Source organism: Prevotella sp. oral taxon 306 str. F0472 (genome assembly GCF_000257925.1).
GTDB lineage: Bacteria > Bacteroidota > Bacteroidia > Bacteroidales > Bacteroidaceae > Prevotella > Prevotella vespertina.
In genome coordinates, this window is record NZ_AJIN01000058.1 from 93,448 (window position 1) to 110,692 (window position 17,245).

Sequence of the window (17,245 nt, forward strand, 5' to 3'; positions counted from 1 at the left end):
ATCAGTATGTTGTGCACACGAAAATGATGACAGGAATGACAGCAAATTACAAAAGCTATCCTAATAAAAAACACCTCGTTAGAATAAAATATCTAACGAGGTGTTTTTGTATTATCAATTAATTCGTTTACTTACTAATCTTGAGAATCCATCCTTTGTCTACCTTCGTGTATCGACCTAGACGATTCAAGCGACATAACTTATCAATCGTTACACCATACAACTCAGCAATAGACTCAATAGTCTCACCTTCTTTTACTGAGTGATAGATAATCTGACCAGTACTACTTGTAGCTTCTGTGCGTGGTGTGTGATTAGAGAAATCAGTATTGTAAGCCTTCTCTTGACGAGTAGAAGAACTCTGTCCACGTGTGCCTTGAATGTTTTCACGAGAATAACCAAGGCTTGAAGAAGTACCACGAGCAGCTGTTGCTTGTTCTGACTCTTGTGCTAGTGTACTCTTATGGAACACATAGTAGTCGCCAGTAACATCCTGATGAGCAAAGTCGAAGAATAAAGCTGGGTTCAAAGCAACGCCAGCAAGACGTGTTTCAAAATGCAAGTGAGAACCAGTAGAACGACCAGTATTACCACCTAAAGCAATCGGCTGACCAGCACGAACTGTCTGGTTAATTGAAACAAGCTGTTTTGATAAGTGTCCGTAGATAGTTTCAAGACCATTGTTATGGCGTATTACAACATATTTTCCATAACCATTTGCATCGTACTTAACAACACGAACCTTTCCAGAGAAGGCTGCGCGGATGGTATCACCGATGTAGACTTTAATGTCCATACCTAAGTGGCGACGTCCCCAACGGCGTCCGAAGTTACTCGTAATGACGCGACTAGGAGTTGGCATATGGAATCCGCGGAGGTCAATCTTGTATACATCAGGGAGGTTACCACCCCTATGTGCATAATTGTTATTCCAATCGTTGTAGAGTTCAGATGCTGGTTCTTCAACTTCCTCAGATTCACGTAAGCGACTAATAACCATTGTATCAAGTGCTTTAGCTCGTCTATCAATTGGTGCCTGACGTGCAAGCAAGTCTTGTGCGTTAGCTGTGTGGGCTGTTAGGGCGAATAGAGATGTAAGTGCGAAAGTCCTAACAATTCTTTTAAACATCATAATCAAGTTATTTTATTTCTGTACTATGAAGCCTAAAAAGGCCGGAACAAATTGTTAAGTTCCTATCTCTTGACATGTTGAAAACTTATAACAAAGAATTGAACTAAGTATCAAAAGACTTCGCAAAGATAAGGAAAAAATGACAAAAAGACAACAGGTTAACAGTTTTTATAGGCTGTTTAACAAACGACTTTTATATCTCTTGATTCGTAGATGATATATGTCAAGCCGTTTAGAAGTGCATATTGTGAGAGCTTTCGACAAATTAATTTTAAGAGATCGCAGCCCAGTTTATGTTAGTCTTTCTTAACGCTTTAAGTCTATCCCATAGTAATTTATATTCATTCTTTTGGCAGGTTGGGTCACTATCAATTATCTTTTGTGCTTCTTCACGTGCCATTTGAACAAGCTGACCATCACGTGCTATATCGGCAATCTTTAAGTCGAAGGCTATACCACTTTGCTGTGTACCCTCTAAATCACCTGGACCTCTTAGCTTCAAATCGGCTTCTGCGATCTCGAAACCATCATTCGTATCACACATAATGTCAATTCGCTTACTCGTTTCCTTTGTGAGTTTGCGATTAGTAACAAGTATACAATAACTCTGTTCGGCACCTCTTCCGACACGTCCACGCAACTGATGGAGCTGAGAAAGCCCAAAACGCTGTGCATCAAGAATAATCATTACACTCGCGTTCGGTACATTCACACCCACTTCTATCACTGTTGTAGCAACAAGGATTTGCGTTTCTCCACTGACAAACATCTGCATTTCTGCCTCTTTCTCCTTGTCCTTCATCTTACCATGAATCTTACTTAACTTGAAGTCAGGGAATATCTCACACATAGCAGCGTATCCGTCCTCGAGGTTCTTGAGGTCAATTCGCTCACTCTCTTTGATGAGTGGATAGACAATATACACCTGTCTGCCCAGCTTTATCTGCTGTCTTATACCCTGATAGAGGCTTGTCATTTGGTCATCATACTTGTGTATCGTCTGTATGGGCTTGCGTCCTGGTGGCAACTCATCAATGATACTCACGTCTAAGTCACCATATATCGTCATGGCAAGGGTACGTGGAATAGGAGTAGCTGTCATTACGAGGATGTGAGGAGGATTGTCACTCTTACTCCATAACTTTGCTCTTTGCTCCACACCGAAGCGATGCTGCTCATCAACAACAGCCATCCCGAGGTTTTGGAATTGCACCTTATCTTCTATGATAGCATGTGTTCCGACAACAATATGTACACTTCCATCCAAAAGCCCAGCAAGTACTTCCTTACGTTTCTTGCCTTTCACAATGCCAGTCAGCAGTTCTATGCGTAAGTTCATACCCTTGAGAAACTCCTTGATAGTCTGTAGGTGTTGTTCTGCAAGTATCTCCGTCGGTGCCATCATACATGCTTGATAGCCGTTATCGATGGCTATGAGCATAGACATAAGAGCTACGAGCGTCTTACCCGAACCTACATCGCCTTGCAAGAGACGATTCATTTGTTTGCCAGACATCATATCTGCACGTATTTCATGCATCACTCTCTTCTGTGCACCAGTAAGTTCAAAGGGTAAATTATGCGTGTAGAACCAGTTAAATTGTGCTCCAATACGATTGAAGATATCCCCCCGATACTTGCGACGATGGTCACTTGCATAGCGAAGAATATTGAGTTGAACATAGAAGAGTTCCTCAAATTTAAGGCGTACACGTGCTCGCTGCGTATCATCTACCGTCTTTGGATAATGAATCTTACGCATGGCTGCATCACGAGAGATGAGGTGTAAGGGACTAGTAATGAATGAGGGAAGGGTCTCGTCAAGCGGAGTTGTGAGCTTACTAAGCAGTGTTTTCGTTAGTTTCTCCATTGCTCTAGAGGTGATACCAGCCTTTTTCATCTTCTCAGTCGTTATATAGAAAGGTTGCATACCCATGTCATTGAGCTGCAACTGACTGGCATCGTCGATATCAGGATGGCTGAATTGAAAGCGTCCGTTATAGTAGGTTGGCTTCCCAAAGATGATGTATTCCTTATCTAATTGATAGTTTTGATAAATATACTTAGTACCATTGAACCATACAATATCGCATATCCCATGACCATCCGTAGCGTGTGCCACAATTCGTTTCCGACGCTTCCCGACTTCAAACTCCTCGTAGCTTAGTATCTTGCACTTCACTTGTACGAAGGGCATATCAGCCGACAACTCAGAGAGAAGATATATCTTTGTGCGGTCAACATACTTGTAGGGGAAATACTCCAAGAGGTCACGATAACTCCAGATGCCAAGCTCTTTGCTTAGAATCTCTTTCCTTTTCGGACCTACACCTGGTAGATACATAATGTCTTGTGATAGTATATCCATGTGTTACAACAACTTTTGAGGATCTCAATACTGCCACCGAAAGCCTCCCCAAGCCCCTCCAAAGGAGGGGATGTAGCCTAACGGAAGCTAATAAGAGAGGCTCTCTTTTGGAACCCCACCCAGCCTCCCCTAAGGGGAGGAGTGCCTAACGGAAATCAGTTTGAATCGTTATGTCCATTTAACAAGAGCCTTTCTTTGATTTAAAGAGGGCGTTTCTTCGATACAAGGAGAGGCTTTCTTCAATGCAAGGGAACGCCCTTCTCAAATTGTTCTGATTATAACTTATAATTATGAATCTTGTATTTTGAATTACACGTGGGCGTAAGCTTCTGTGGATTCTATTGTTCCGTAAGGAACTCTGTGTCGCCTTTAGGCTTCGTGCCCTTCGTGTCTTCTTTGTTAAAAAAGGCTCACCCCTGCCCCATCTCCCAATGGAGAGGGGAGTAGATAGTATTGTTTCCTGCAGAACAAACAACTCGTTTACTTGTCAACCTGCCCACTCGTCAACTCGAAGTAATCATAATTTTGAATTATGAATTATGAATTTTGAATTATCAGAAGAGCCTTTTTACACCAAAATCTCTGCTACTTTCAGATCGAAGGGGGTAGTGATTTTTATATTCTCACGATTCCCTTCCACCATAGTGACAGCCTGTCCAATGCTTTCAACAACGCTAGCATCATCAGTAAAGCTGGTACTCTCGGGTTGGTTATATGCTTTTTTGAGGAGTTGGATATCAAATACTTGTGGCGTCTGAACCACTCTGTAATCACTTCGCAACACATTCCTCCCCTTATCGGAATCGCCCACAAATCGTAAGGTATCTGTTACGGGCAATACAGGAATCACAGCCTTCTCTTTCTCTGCAGCGTCATAACAACGTGAGATAGCCTCGTTTGAGACGAATGGACGCACACCATCATGAATTCCGACGAGCCCTTCTGTATCATTGGGTATCATCGATAAGCCATTACGGCACGACTGGAAGCGACTAGCACCACCATCTGCAAGCTGGTAATCTTCGGTGAAATGATATTCTTCACAGAGCTGATTCCAATAATCCTGTTGCTCTTTTGGAAGGACAAGGATGACTTTTAAGTGCTCATCATAGGCGTGAAACCTACTGATAGTGTGCATCAGAACAGGCTTACCAGCGATGGGAAGGAATTGCTTAGGCACCTCTGTTCCCATTCGCAAGCCCTTTCCTCCTGCAACGATAATAGCGTATCTTGTCATCTTCTGACGATGTTTTAATGCAGAGCAATAAGTTCGTTGATCAACATACCCTCCCTGATTTCATTTGCTTTATCAACTGATACGAGTTGTTCTAATAGCTTGAAACCATAAACGAAGGCAGCAGCAGGACCTTTACCTGTTGTCACATTGCCATCAATAGTGCATAATTCCTTGGTGTATTCTGCACCAGTAAGAAACTTCTCAAAGCCTGGATAGCATGTAGCACGCTTGCCCTTGAGGATTCCCAAAGCACCGAGAACCATCGGTCCAGCACAGATTGCGCCCACACGTTTACCACTTTCCACCTGATGAAGCAGTGCTTTTCCAACACGCGCATCGTCCTTCAAGTTCTGTGCACCAGGCATTCCACCCGGTATCAAGAGCATATCTGCATCATCAATAACACCTAGGTCTTCTATTTGTAAGTCGGCTTTCACCATCACCCCATGCGATGATTCAACGAGCGGGGAGCCTGTTATGCTCACAGTCTTAACCTCCACGCCACCTCGACGTAGGATATCTACGGGTGCTAATGCCTCTACCTCTTCGAAACCATTAGCCAGAAACTCATACACTTTAGCCATAATTAATTTCGTATTTAAGCCTATAAATCCAATTAAAAACCTTACTTTTGCAGAAGTAAAGTACTTGCAAATATACTAATTATTCGTCGTTTAGTACCGTTTGCAAGGCTAAAAGATATTTAAAAGGTATGTTTTTATGGCTGAGAAGAAACTGAGTTTCGCCATTTTTGGTAGTGCTTCTAAAGCTTTAGAGTCCATTCGGATAAAAGAACTGTTGGGTTATTTGACTCAACACGAGGCTGATATTTACTTAGAGCAAGGCTTCTTTCATGCTTTAGAGAATAAACTTCAGGAGGATTTAAAGATAGCTGGTGTGTTTGAGGGGGTGAACTTTGATGTCGATTATGTTATCTCTCTTGGGGGCGATGGGACGTTCTTAAAGGCGGCAAGTAAGGTTGGTCCGAAGCAAATACCTATCATTGGAGTGAACATAGGACGCTTAGGATTCCTTGCAAGTGTTGTTCCTGATGAGGCAAAAGACATCTTAGATGCTATCTTTGCAGGCAATGCCGAGATTGAAGAACGTGCCGTTATGCAATTAGAAGCACTTGGCGAACCATTGGAGGGATGCCCATATGCACTGAATGATATTGCGATTTTGAAACGAGATAACGCTGCGATGATTTCTATTAAGGCAACTGTTAATGGTGAATACCTCACCACTTATCTTGCAGATGGACTCGTTCTCAGTACGCCAACAGGCTCAACAGCTTACTCATTGTCCGTCGGTGGACCTATTATAGTCCCTCAATCGGACATCTTTAGCATGACTCCTGTTGCTCCTCATAGCCTCAACATTCGTCCAATTGTTATCAGTGACAAGGCCGAGATAACCTTAGAAGTAGAGAGCCGAAGCCATAACTTCTTGGCAGCAGTTGATGGGCGATCGGAGAAACTACGCGAGGGTGTGACGCTAAAGATAAGGAAAGCCTCTCATAAGGTGCGTATTGTAAAGCGGAAGGAACAGCATTTCTTCTCCACACTACGCGAGAAACTCATGTGGGGAGCAGATACTCGTAAGTTCTAACGGATTGTTATCATGTCCTAACCACTAACTCTCTTTGTTTGATAAAGACCGAGACATAAACCACAGCTAACGAAAGATTATACAATGATTGATAAGATAAGAAGGCTCTTCCAGATACCTAACACACGCTATACTACTAAGGAGATATTTCATTGGTTATGGCTTGCGTGGCGCGGAAACCATAAGCAAGCAATCCTCAATGCATTGATAGGTCTACTCAGTGTGGGCGTTTCTTTGGCTACTGTATGGGCTGTCCAAAATGCCATTGACGTTGCTTCTCATGTTAAACCAGGCAGTATTTACATCGCTGTTAGCATCATGGGAGGCTTGATTCTATGTGACTTTGCATTGAGTATCGCCTCTGTCTGGGTGCGAAACTTGCTGGGAATAAAGGCGCAGAATAGGATGCAACAGAACATGCTAGACCGTATCTTGCGCTCAGAGTGGCATGGTCGGGAACGTTACCACAGCGGAGATGTATTGAACCGATTGGAACTTGACGTTGCAAATGTCGTCACTTTCCTCACCGAAACCATCCCTAGTTCTATCTCAACATTGGCTATGTTCCTCGGAGCTTTCTGTTACCTCTTAACGATGGATTGGCGACTTGCACTCTTGATTGTCGTCATCATACCATTGTTTGTATTGGTTAGTAAGGTCTATGTTCGTCAAATGAGACGCCTCACAAGGGAGGTTCGTAACTCTGATTCTAAGGTACAAAGTGTACTCCAAGAGACCATTCAACACCGTATGTTGATTAAGACTCTTGAGAGCGACGAGATGATAGTTGGCAAGCTAGAAGGTACACAGAAAGAACTGCGACAGAAGGTTGTTAGCAAGACAAAGTTCTCTGTTTTCTCTAACTTAGTATTGAACTTTGGCTTTGCATTTGGGTATCTGGTCGCCTTCACATGGGCGGCTGTTCGCATGTCACTTCATACATTGTCATTTGGCGGAATGACGGCTTTCTTGCAGTTAGTGAATAAGATTCAAAGTCCTGCCCGACAACTAACAAAGCTTGTCCCAGCCTTTGTCTCTGTCTTTACAGCAGCCGAACGACTGATGGAACTAGAGGAGAATCCACTCGAAGAACAGGGCGATCCGATAGAGTTATCATCGCCTTGCGGCATTCGATTGAAGGGTATTAACTATCGTTACGAGGATGGTGATCGAGAGATACTAAGGGACTTGAACTTCGATTTCTACCCTTGTTCGTGTACCGCCATATTGGGTGAAACGGGAGCAGGAAAGACCACTCTCATCAGAATGTTACTGGCATTATTGAAGCCAACAAAGGGCAAGGTAGAGATTTATAATGCGCAGGAAAGTAGAGAACTATCCCCTCTCATGCGTACAAACTTCGTCTATGTTCCACAGGGGAACACGCTCTTGAGTGGTACAATACGTGAGAACCTCCTACTTGGAAAGGTAGATGCTACACAAGAAGAGATGGAAGAGGTGTTATGCAAGAGTTGTGCTGATTTCGTGTTCCACTTGCCTCTTGGACTTGATACTCCATGCTCCGAACAAGGCGGCGGATTGAGTGAAGGACAGGCACAACGCATTGCCATTGCCCGTTCCCTACTGCGTAATCGAAGTATAATGATATTCGATGAAGCCACTTCGGCACTAGACCCTGAGACCGAAAAAAAGCTCCTCAAGAATATACTCTCTACACATGATAAGACGGTGATATTCATCACGCACCGTCCAGCAGTTGTGGAGTACTGCGACCAAACACTGACAATTGAAAAAATACAATAGGTCTTGTGTTATTGAAAATAAGATAGTATATTTGCAACATAACCAACAGACCTAATACAAATAAGGTGAAGTAAGAAAACAGCAAGTAGATAAGTAACGATATGAAAAAGATTTTCCTAACAGCTGCATGTGCGTTCTTTATGGCGGTTCCAGCTGCTCTCGCACAAACAAATGATACCATTCAAGCCGCAATAGACTTGGATGCAAAGTATGCAACTAACATGTTGAAACCAGGTACGAAAGCCCCAGAGTTTACCTTGAGAACCTATGATGGGAGGGATATCAAGCTGAGTCAGTACCGAGGAAGTTATGTTGTTTTAGACTTCTGGGCGAGTTGGTGCCCTGATTGTCGGCGTGATATTCCAGCCATGAAAGCACTCTATGAGCAGTTCCGTGACTATGGTGTGCAATTCGTTGGTATCTCTTTTGATACCGACCGAGAGGCTTGGGCAAAGACATACTGGAATCGTTATCAGATGAATTGGACGCAGGTAAGCGAGCTGAAGAAGTTTAGGAAGAATACATTTATCGACAAGTTATATAAGATTGATTGGATTCCTTCGATGTACCTCATCGATCCTAACGGCAAAGTTGTTATGGGAACGGTAGAGATCAACAAGTTAAAAGCGAAGCTAGAGTCCATCGACTTGCAACCAAAGGTTAGTAAGGCGGATGTTCTCCCGACGTTTGAAGGAGGGCAGGAAGCCATCGCCAACTATTTTGCACGCAATCAATACCATAGCATTCAGGCTATTCGTTCGAAGGTACATGCCGAAATGACCGTCTTATTCAACGTCGAAATGGATGGTTCCGTGACGGGTGCTCGTGTCGTAGAGGTTAAGAATGTGCAGGGCACAAGTAAGCATTTTATGAAGATGGATGCGGCTAAGCAGAAGCAAGTACTTGCTAATTGCGTGGAGTTCTACAAGGAGCAAGCGGTTCGATTAACCAATCGCATGGTGGGATGGAAGCCCGCTATGCAGAACGACCGCCCTATACAAGCACGCGTAACAGTGCCTATCATCTTTCAACCCTAACGGCTTTTCAATTCAAGATACAAGCCTCACCCCCACCCCCTCTCCTACAGAGAGGGGCTTTTTTTACCCTTATCTCACCAGTTAAAAGGCGTAGAGTAAGGATTAATAAAAATCATTTTCTATTCTTACTAATACTCATCTCGTATCTTCTTAACCACAATCTTGGTCTTTAAAAGAGCCTTTTTGGAATCTTCCTGAAGTATTACAGAAATATTACAAAGGGCTTGTAATACTATTACAGAAGGCTTGGAGAAGTATTACAGAAGCCTTGTAATAATCCTGGAGAGCATGAAGTGCCTCAAAGATTGTCATGAACTCTGATAGAGCTATCGGTTAATAGTAACTTAAAAGACGATTATTTGGAGGCAAACACATTATTGTGTATCTTTGCAACAGGCATATAAAGGAATAGTTATGGATGGTAATTACACATTAAATAGTGAGCGGATTCCGTATTGGAACATCCTTAAAAACCTAAGTGATAACGTTAAGTTGGAACTAATTTCTTTGTTAAGTGACTCGTTACTTCATAGGGAAGTAAAGGCGAAGGATGAGCATTGGGCAGACCAGTTTGCTGGTCTTTGGCGTGATGATAAGACTACTGAAAGCATTATAAAGGACATCCGAACGAGTAGAACTAAGAATAGAGTGATTGAATCATTATAATCTTCTATTAGATAATTATCATTCTTTTGCTTATTAAAACAGATGAGGAAGCCCGTTTATTTATGTGTTGTAATAGCCTTGATAGGCATTAGCTGTTCCAAAGGAAACCGAGTGTTGACGGCGAAGAATACGTCAGAAGCGTATGACTCTGTCGTTATTGAGTCACTTCCAGGCTATGTTTTAAATCCTAAATACATTACTTGGGTAGTAGATAAACAGGGTCGTTCGTGTAAGTATATACAGCATAATGTATCGGTAGAAGGCAAGGTGAAAGACACAACAGACATAGTTCAGGTTAGTGACGAGCGCAGTTTTCGAGTCAAAGAACTCGTGGATGACATGTACGTCACAGGCTCTGCTAAGGATGTGATAGCCGTTAAGAATAACGATTTTTGTACTGATCTAGGGAGCTTATTTGTGACTATCTATTATCCAGGAAAGAATATTCGTCATGAGTACGAATGGGGTAAGGAGGGTGTAAAATACTCCCCCGAGTTCGAAGAATTAGTACAGTTAATAGGTCTGCAAAAGTTTGAGTCGAACAAAGAAAATAAATAAACAAACAGCGAGAAGGGCTTGATTGCCTTCTCGCTGTTTGTTGTTTATGGGCTTAGAAACTGAGTATCATCGTCTGACGATGCCCCAGTGGGATGTCCTTTGTGAGGTCGATTGTCTTGTCAGTTGTGATGTCTGTGGCTGTAGTATGTCGACCTATCACTTCTGCATAACGTGCTACCTCCACCTTATTATCAGCCTTTTTGCCATTGAGAATGGTGAGAACAGTCTTGCCATCAAGCTGTCTTGCGAGTACATAAACACCATGCCAAGGGATGAATTGGGTTTGTTTTCCCTTGCTAATCACCTCATTGTTTTGTCGCCAATGTAGTATTCTTGAAGTCCAATCGAACATAGCGTTCTCTGCAGTTGTGCGCCCTTCACGTGTGAACTTATCGACTTTATCACCTGGAAAACCACCCGGGAAGTCCTTACGAACATTGCCATCTGTAATCTCCTTCGTACCATTCATGAGTACTTCCGTACCATAGTAAAGTTGCGGAATACGATTCATTGTGAGCAACAAAGCGTAAGCCTGCTTCAGAGCCGTTGTGTCCTTGCCATTGCCAAGGAACCTGTCTGTATCGTGATTCTCAATGAATGCCATCACAGAAGATGGGTTCGTATAGAGGTAATCATAGCACAATGAGTTGTAAATACGGTTCAGTCCCTTCCACCAATCATCGGTTTCTTCGTTCTTCGCAAGCGTTAGCTTATCAAAGAAAGAGAAGTCCATCACCGTCTTCAGATAGCTGTTAATATCAGAGAGCTTGCTGTCCTTCTGCCAAGCAGCAGTGTAAGCAGGTTCTGTAACCCATGTTTCTCCAACGGTATTAAAGTTTGGGTATTCTGCATCCAATGCCTTCATCCATTCAGCCATAGCCTTTCGATCAGCGTAAGGATAGGTGTCCATGCGTATTCCATCTATACCCACTGTCTCTATCCACCACATTGAGTTCTGTATAAGATACTTGATGACGTGTGGGTTACGTTGGTTCAAATCGGGCATGGAAGCGACGAACCAGCCATCAACAGTCTCCCTCATGTCCACCTTACTGGCGTATGGATCGAGCACAGGAGTTAGTTTATAGCTTGTTTGCAAACCATAGTTTGGGTAATTAAACCAGTCCTTTGAGGGCATATCTCGGTTCCATGTGTGATAGTCTCCACAATGGTTAAAGATCATATCCATGACTACCTTCAGTCCTTTCTGATGGCATTCAGCAATGAGCTTCTTGTACTCATCGTTTGTACCAAAGCGTGGATCCACCTTATAATAATCGGTTGTTGCATAGCCATGATACGTACTATTCTTCCCGTTATCGGCTGGTCTATCGTTCTCCAAAACGGGTGTGAACCATAGAGCTGTTACCCCTAAACGAGTGAAATAATCGAGATGCTGACGTATACCTTCTAGGTCTCCTCCATGTCTAAGACTCGGTTCGTTGCGATCGCAAAGTTGGTCTTGCATACCTTTAACAACGTCATTCTTCGGGTTACCATTAGCGAATCTGTCAGGCATGAGCATATAGAGAACATCCGAGTTATCGAATCCCTTGTGGTCAGCACCAGCCATAGAACGAGCCAAAAGTTGGTACTTTCGTTTGATAACTTTACCATCCTTGCCCTTAAATGAGAGCGTCATCTCACCCGGTTTAGCATCTTTTAGATTGAGATAAACCAGTAAGTAATTAGGCGAATCAAGCCTAACAAGTGAGTCAATGCGCACATTCTGATAATCAGTCGATACGTCAGAGAACTTGATATCCTTACCATAAACCATCAACTGAAGTGTTGGATCTTTCATACCAACAAACCAGTTTTCTGGTTCAATGCGTGTGATATCCACTTTCGATACCGATTGATTCTTAGGTACGGATGTACTGTTATGAGCAGTCATAGCTGTTGGAACGATGAATAAAGATAATAAGAATAAGCTGCTCCATAGCCTTCTTGCGGAACAAAGAGCTGCTTTGTTGATTGTTTGTTTTAGGTTCATTGTTATTCGGAAAGCTCCCCAATCCATTGGAAGGATGGGGAGACTTGTTGAAAAGTTATACTTCTGGTACTTCATGCTAGCCTCTTCTTGCTAGCAACCCTACCCTTGTAAGGAAGGGAGGAGATGCGTTTAATCATGTAAGATCAATGCCGATTGCGCATCAACCATTACCTCTCCGCCTTCCATCTGACCCAATCCTGCTTCGCTGATATCGCCATTTGCACATACAATCGTGTAGTTCCCTTTAGGGATATTGACGGTTCTTAGACTTGAATTAGCATTGAGTATGACGTAAATATTGTTCCACTTATCACCACCAGCATGGTCTTTTAGACGGAAAGCAACCAAGCAGTCCTGTACTGGAAGGAACTCCAAATGCTTGCGGACAAGGTCTGCATTGCCTAAACGGAAGGCTGGGTGGTTCTTACGAAGACGGATGAGACGACTGTAATATTGGAACACTTGCGGGTAAGCAGTTAGGTTGTTCCAATCCAAGTGATTGATACTGTCAGGTGAATTAAACGAATTGTGAACACCTTTCTTATCGCGTAACATCTCCTCACCAGACAGCATGAAAGGTACGCCTTGAGATGTGAATACAGCCGTTTGAGCCAATTCGTCCAATCTAATTAACGCATCCTTATCATATACCACTTCGGGTATTGAAGCCTTTAATCGGTCTACTAAGCACAAGTCATCATGGCAACTTACGTAAGAGATCATCTGTGTTGGCTCTATTGCATATGGCTTCTTCGAATAGTTCACCTTGTTGTAATCAACCTGTGGGTGGGCAATCATACCTGCAATACCAGCCTTTATGCTCTCCTCCAAACCTTTCAAACCACCCAAAAAGCCAGCTTGGTGATCATCAGAGAATGGTCCGCGCAAAGCATCGCGGATGTCATCAGAGAACGCTGCAATGCCTGGCATTTGTGGAATAGCAGCCTTCATCGCCAGCTTATCATGCGGATAAGCACAAGTTCCAGCGCTCCATCCCTCGCCATAAACGAATATCTCGGGGTCAATAGCATTGAGTTCACGACGGATATCATTCATAGTTTGAATGTCATGAACGCCCATGAGGTCTACACGGAAGCCGTCAATGTGATACTCTTTGACCCAGTATTTCATTGACTCGAGCATAAACTCGTGCATAAGCGACTTCTCACTTGCCGTCTCGTTACCACAACCTGAACCATCAGAAGGCGTTCCGTCAGCCTTATAACGATAGTAGGCTTTAGGGAAGGTACGCTCGAAGTTGCTGTTAGCAAGGTCGTAAGTGTGATTATAAACAACGTCAAGAATCACCCTAATACCAGCTTTGTGCAATGCTTGTACCATCTGTTTGAACTCCATGATACGACGAGTTGGCAGACTGGCATCGTATGAGTAACTCCCTTCGGGTACGTTATAATTCAACGGATCATAGCCCCAGTTGTATTGAGGAACATCTGGTTTCGACTCGTCAATAGAGGCAAAGTCGAAGGAAGGAAGAATGTGAATAGCATTCACCCCCAACTTCTTTAGATAGTCAATAGCCTTCTGCTCCGTCAGAGCAAGGTACTTCCCTTTGTTTACAAAACCAGATGACTTATCTATAGAAAAGTCCCGATGATGTAGCTCATATATAATAAGGTCGGCTGGACTCTTCGTCGGAACGCGTCTATCCGAGTCCCATCCAACAGGGTTCGTGTCCCTCATGTCCACCACAGCTCCACGACTACCATTGCATCCAACAGCCTTTGCGAACACACCAGGAGTTTCTCCCTTACCAATATCAAAAGTATAGAATTTCCCTTTTAAGTCGCCTTTCACGACCACAGACCATGTATTATCACCACTCTGTGTGAGCTTCAACTTCTTATAAGCCTTACCACCAAGTCCCTCATCATATAGCCTTAGTACAGGTTTTGATGGTGCATTAAGACGGAAGGTTGTAGCCGATGGTGTGTAAGACACCTCATCGAATTTCTCTTGTGCAGCAGCACCTTGTGAGAGCATTAAGGTAGCGATAGAAGCAGCCAAATAATACTTTATCTTCATTATTATGTTAGTCTTCTTAATGAATAGTTATAGATGGTTTTATTGATAATAGGCGATTATAACCGCTTGTCAAAGCATCATAATCGCCTAATAGAATTATCTTCCAGCTTGGTTAATCAAGTCAATTACTTGTCCATTAAAGTCCTTGTTCTTCATTAACTCTTCGATACTTACATGCATACGATAGCGCCAGTAGTGCTTAGGATTAGCCGGGATGTTAATGCGTTCGGCGTCAGGATCAGCCAATCGGAGCGTTTCGTCAATACTCATCCAGTCTTGAATGCCTAAGATGCAGAGCATACTTGGTGATGTCAAATGGCGACTAACGATGTCACGAGCAAGCCATCCAGGTAATGGGTGAGGTGCTGGACCACCACGATGAAGCATACTATTGAAGTAATCCTGCGCCCTTGCCCAGTCTTCATCCCACCATTGTCGAAGTGTAGCCATGTCATGTGTGGAGATAGTACTTACACTTCTGTAGGGGTTCTGACCCAAGTGTCCGAATCGAACATGCGGGTCTTTCGGCATACTCTGTATCTCCAAGCTAAGGATACGAAGCTCGTTCATTACCCAAGCAACGCAATCAGGCACCATACCTAAGTCTTCGGCACATACCAACATACGTGTTGCATTCACCAACTTAGGCAACTTCTTCATTGCTTCCTGATACCAGAACTGGTTATTACGACGATAGTAATAATCATTATAAAGCCTGTTGAATACTGCTTTATCACTATCGTAAAGACTCTCATAGATGAATGCGAACTGCACACTAATGCGTGGATGGAAGCGGTTAGGATCCTTATGATCACGCACAAAGAGCACATCGCTAATCAGAGAATATAGACCATCACGTATCCAAACATCAGTATCTGAGGTCTTACCAGCAAATGCCTTTTCCACCTTGCGTTGCGTATCGAAGGCTGAACGCATCTTGTATCTGTCACCCCAAATATGCTCAACATACTTTTGACGAACCTCATCTGCATGCTCTCTAAATACACGATCTAGTATCCAATCAGTGATGAATGGCTCGGTAAATAACTCCTCTTGCCAGTGTAAACCATAACCCTCAATCTCCTCACGACTCATTCCTAACGATGGAGCAAACTGTCCTAACAGACCATGAACAGCACTTATTGGAATCTCCCATATACGGAAGAAGCCTAAGACATGATCGATTCGGTAGGCATCAAAATACTTCGACATATTCTGGAAACGACGTATCCACCACTTGCAACCATCGCTTATCATCTCCTCCCAGTTGTATGTTGGAAAGCCCCAATTCTGCCCATTTACAGAGAAATCATCAGGTGGTGCGCCTGCCTGACCATTAAGGTTGAAGTATCGAGGTTGCGTCCACACGTCACATCCATAACGGTTTACTCCGATAGGAATATCGCCTTTCAGGACCACTTTATGCGCTTGTGCATACTCATGGACAGCCTTTAGTTGACTGCTGAGGATATATTGCACGTAATAGAAGAAAGCGACCTCCTTGTATGCTTTCTCCTTTGGTGACGATAGCTGTTTACGCTCTGCTTCATCCCATTGGTTATGGTCGGACCAACGTGAGAAGTCAGCTGTTCCATTCTTATCACGCATGTAGCAATATTGAGCATACGGCACTAACCAGCTCTCTGTCTCGATGAAGAAGGCTTTAAAAGCATCACTCGTGAGCACCTTCTGACCCTCTTGTTCGAATAGTAAACGTAGATATTCTGTCTTCGCATCATTGACTCTTTCATAGTCAATCTGCGGTAAGGCGTTAAGTTCTTTACGCAAGGCTTCAAACTTATCACGCTGCTCTTTATCCTTTAAAGCAGGTAAGGCGTTGAGGTCAACATACTGCGGATGAAGTGCAAAGATGGATATACAGCTATAAGGATAGGAGTCCGTCCATGTGTGAGTGATGGTTGTATCGTTGATAGGAAGAATCTGTAGCGCACGTTGTTGCGTCAGACTCACCCAATCAACCATCTTCTTTAGGTCGCCAAAGTCGCCTATTCCGAAGCTAGACTCCGAACGAAGAGAGAATACAGGGACTAATGTTCCGGCTATGCGAACGGCTGGAAGTGGGAAAAAAGCCTCATCCAACTCATAGACCATGACGTCACCTTCATCCATTGCAGGCAGTTCTACGATACGATTATCGCTGTATTCCCATACGATAGCATCGTTATCTGCTTTGTTCTTAATGAAGAACTTCACTTCTAAACGGCTGCTTGCCAACTTTGCACCATCAATAGTTACCATCCACTCATTGATGTTGTGCTGTGTCATCTTCAGTGCTTTCTTTTCGTTCCAAGCGCCTAATGCTGGTTCAGCACCAATGAGATAGAGTTGATCTTCAGCCCTCAACTGTGGCGCACGCACCTTGAGTGTAATCGATTTGTTGAAGTTGTTGAGTTTAACCTTCTCTTGTTTCTTACCGACAACACAATCAGCAATAGCAGAAGAGTATAGGTATGAATCCTCTGGAATATCACTCCAGTGGTCATAAACACAATAGTTTAAACCGCGTTCAGCATCAAAGTTCAATCGATGACACATGACGCTCCATTCCTTTCGCTCCTCGTTATCGCCACGAAGAACACTATAGAAGTAATCAATCTGCGTCCCTGGCTTCACGTCCTTACGTACTTCTACGCTCCAGTGATAGCCATCTAAGGTGTGCATCCTGTACTGTGAGGTCTCATTCACCCCGTTGTGTCTCCCTGTAATTATGCTCAAGACAAGTTCTTGACCATAGTAGGTTTGATAGTTTATGTTAAACTGTATGTTCATAGAGTTGGGTAGTTATTTTTCGTCAAAGTTAATAATAATAATG

General features: G+C 43.3%; 12 protein-coding genes. 5 read left to right on the top strand and 7 right to left on the bottom strand.

Annotated elements, in window-relative coordinates:
- Positions 1–127 precede the first annotated feature (127 nt).
- The 4 genes from HMPREF9969_RS08775 to HMPREF9969_RS08790 form a co-directional block, all read right to left on the bottom strand.
- On the bottom strand, positions 128–1,132 hold the full coding sequence (locus HMPREF9969_RS08775) for a peptidoglycan DD-metalloendopeptidase family protein (protein ID WP_009435490.1): 1,005 nt from the start codon (positions 1,130–1,132) through the stop codon (positions 128–130).
- Positions 1,133–1,403: 271 nt separating this feature from the next.
- Positions 1,404–3,500 carry an ATP-dependent DNA helicase RecG gene (gene recG / locus HMPREF9969_RS08780; RefSeq protein WP_009435455.1) on the bottom strand — a complete coding sequence of 699 codons (2,097 nt, stop codon included), beginning with the start codon at positions 3,498–3,500 and terminating at the stop codon, positions 1,404–1,406.
- Between the two features lie 568 nt (positions 3,501–4,068).
- Positions 4,069–4,737 carry a 2-C-methyl-D-erythritol 4-phosphate cytidylyltransferase gene (locus tag HMPREF9969_RS08785; protein ID WP_009435499.1) on the bottom strand — a complete coding sequence of 223 codons (669 nt, stop codon included), beginning with the start codon at positions 4,735–4,737 and terminating at the stop codon, positions 4,069–4,071.
- Positions 4,738–4,751: 14 nt separating this feature from the next.
- Positions 4,752–5,321 carry a DJ-1 family glyoxalase III gene (locus HMPREF9969_RS08790; RefSeq protein ID WP_009435437.1) on the bottom strand — a complete coding sequence of 190 codons (570 nt, stop codon included), beginning with the start codon at positions 5,319–5,321 and terminating at the stop codon, positions 4,752–4,754.
- Positions 5,322–5,457: 136 nt separating this feature from the next.
- Between HMPREF9969_RS08790 and HMPREF9969_RS08795 the strand changes: the two genes are divergently transcribed.
- The 5 genes from HMPREF9969_RS08795 (at position 5,458) to HMPREF9969_RS08815 (ending at position 10,373) form a co-directional block, all read left to right on the top strand.
- Positions 5,458–6,348: an NAD kinase gene (locus HMPREF9969_RS08795; RefSeq protein WP_009435488.1), complete on the top strand. Its 891-nt coding sequence runs from the start codon at positions 5,458–5,460 to the stop codon at positions 6,346–6,348.
- 84 nt (positions 6,349–6,432) lie between these two features.
- Positions 6,433–8,112, top strand: coding sequence for an ABC transporter ATP-binding protein (locus tag HMPREF9969_RS08800; protein ID WP_009435418.1), 1,680 nt, complete (start codon positions 6,433–6,435; stop codon positions 8,110–8,112).
- A gap of 101 nt (positions 8,113–8,213) precedes the next feature.
- The gene (locus HMPREF9969_RS08805; protein WP_009435525.1) at positions 8,214–9,149 is read left to right on the top strand and encodes a redoxin domain-containing protein; all 936 of its coding nucleotides are present in this window, start codon (positions 8,214–8,216) and stop codon (positions 9,147–9,149) included.
- Between the two features lie 414 nt (positions 9,150–9,563).
- A complete protein-coding gene (locus tag HMPREF9969_RS08810) occupies positions 9,564–9,815 on the top strand; it encodes a hypothetical protein (protein ID WP_009435546.1) in 252 nt (83 codons plus the stop codon).
- Positions 9,816–9,857: 42 nt separating this feature from the next.
- Positions 9,858–10,373 (top strand): hypothetical protein, encoded by a 516-nt coding sequence (locus HMPREF9969_RS08815; protein WP_036895580.1) that lies wholly within the window; start codon positions 9,858–9,860, stop codon positions 10,371–10,373.
- A gap of 52 nt (positions 10,374–10,425) precedes the next feature.
- Here the strand turns inward: HMPREF9969_RS08815 and HMPREF9969_RS08820 are convergent, their stop codons facing one another.
- The 3 genes from HMPREF9969_RS08820 to HMPREF9969_RS08830 form a co-directional block, all read right to left on the bottom strand.
- The gene (locus HMPREF9969_RS08820) at positions 10,426–12,270 is read right to left on the bottom strand and encodes a glycoside hydrolase family 13 protein (RefSeq protein WP_050899976.1); all 1,845 of its coding nucleotides are present in this window, start codon (positions 12,268–12,270) and stop codon (positions 10,426–10,428) included.
- Between the two features lie 228 nt (positions 12,271–12,498).
- Complete coding sequence (gene pulA / locus HMPREF9969_RS08825) at positions 12,499–14,412, bottom strand: type I pullulanase (RefSeq protein WP_009435423.1); 1,914 nt, start codon at positions 14,410–14,412, stop codon at positions 12,499–12,501.
- A 96-nt stretch (positions 14,413–14,508) separates the two neighbouring features.
- Complete coding sequence (locus HMPREF9969_RS08830) at positions 14,509–17,202, bottom strand: 4-alpha-glucanotransferase (RefSeq protein WP_009435496.1); 2,694 nt, start codon at positions 17,200–17,202, stop codon at positions 14,509–14,511.
- Positions 17,203–17,245: the final 43 nt, after the last annotated feature.

Bases quoted from the DNA above. Each gene is read 5' to 3' on its own strand.
- HMPREF9969_RS08775 (WP_009435490.1), bottom strand. From the start codon at position 1,132: ATGATGTTTAAAAGAATTGTTAGGACTTTCGCACTTACATCTCTATTC.
- recG (WP_009435455.1), bottom strand. From the start codon at position 3,500: ATGGATATACTATCACAAGACATTATGTATCTACCAGGTGTAGGTCCG.
- HMPREF9969_RS08785 (WP_009435499.1), bottom strand. From the start codon at position 4,737: ATGACAAGATACGCTATTATCGTTGCAGGAGGAAAGGGCTTGCGAATG.
- HMPREF9969_RS08790 (WP_009435437.1), bottom strand. From the start codon at position 5,321: ATGGCTAAAGTGTATGAGTTTCTGGCTAATGGTTTCGAAGAGGTAGAG.
- HMPREF9969_RS08795 (WP_009435488.1), top strand. From the start codon at position 5,458: ATGGCTGAGAAGAAACTGAGTTTCGCCATTTTTGGTAGTGCTTCTAAA.
- HMPREF9969_RS08800 (WP_009435418.1), top strand. From the start codon at position 6,433: ATGATTGATAAGATAAGAAGGCTCTTCCAGATACCTAACACACGCTAT.
- HMPREF9969_RS08805 (WP_009435525.1), top strand. From the start codon at position 8,214: ATGAAAAAGATTTTCCTAACAGCTGCATGTGCGTTCTTTATGGCGGTT.
- HMPREF9969_RS08810 (WP_009435546.1), top strand. From the start codon at position 9,564: ATGGATGGTAATTACACATTAAATAGTGAGCGGATTCCGTATTGGAAC.
- HMPREF9969_RS08815 (WP_036895580.1), top strand. From the start codon at position 9,858: ATGAGGAAGCCCGTTTATTTATGTGTTGTAATAGCCTTGATAGGCATT.
- HMPREF9969_RS08820 (WP_050899976.1), bottom strand. From the start codon at position 12,270: ATGACTGCTCATAACAGTACATCCGTACCTAAGAATCAATCGGTATCG.
- pulA (WP_009435423.1), bottom strand. From the start codon at position 14,412: ATGAAGATAAAGTATTATTTGGCTGCTTCTATCGCTACCTTAATGCTC.
- HMPREF9969_RS08830 (WP_009435496.1), bottom strand. From the start codon at position 17,202: ATGAACATACAGTTTAACATAAACTATCAAACCTACTATGGTCAAGAA.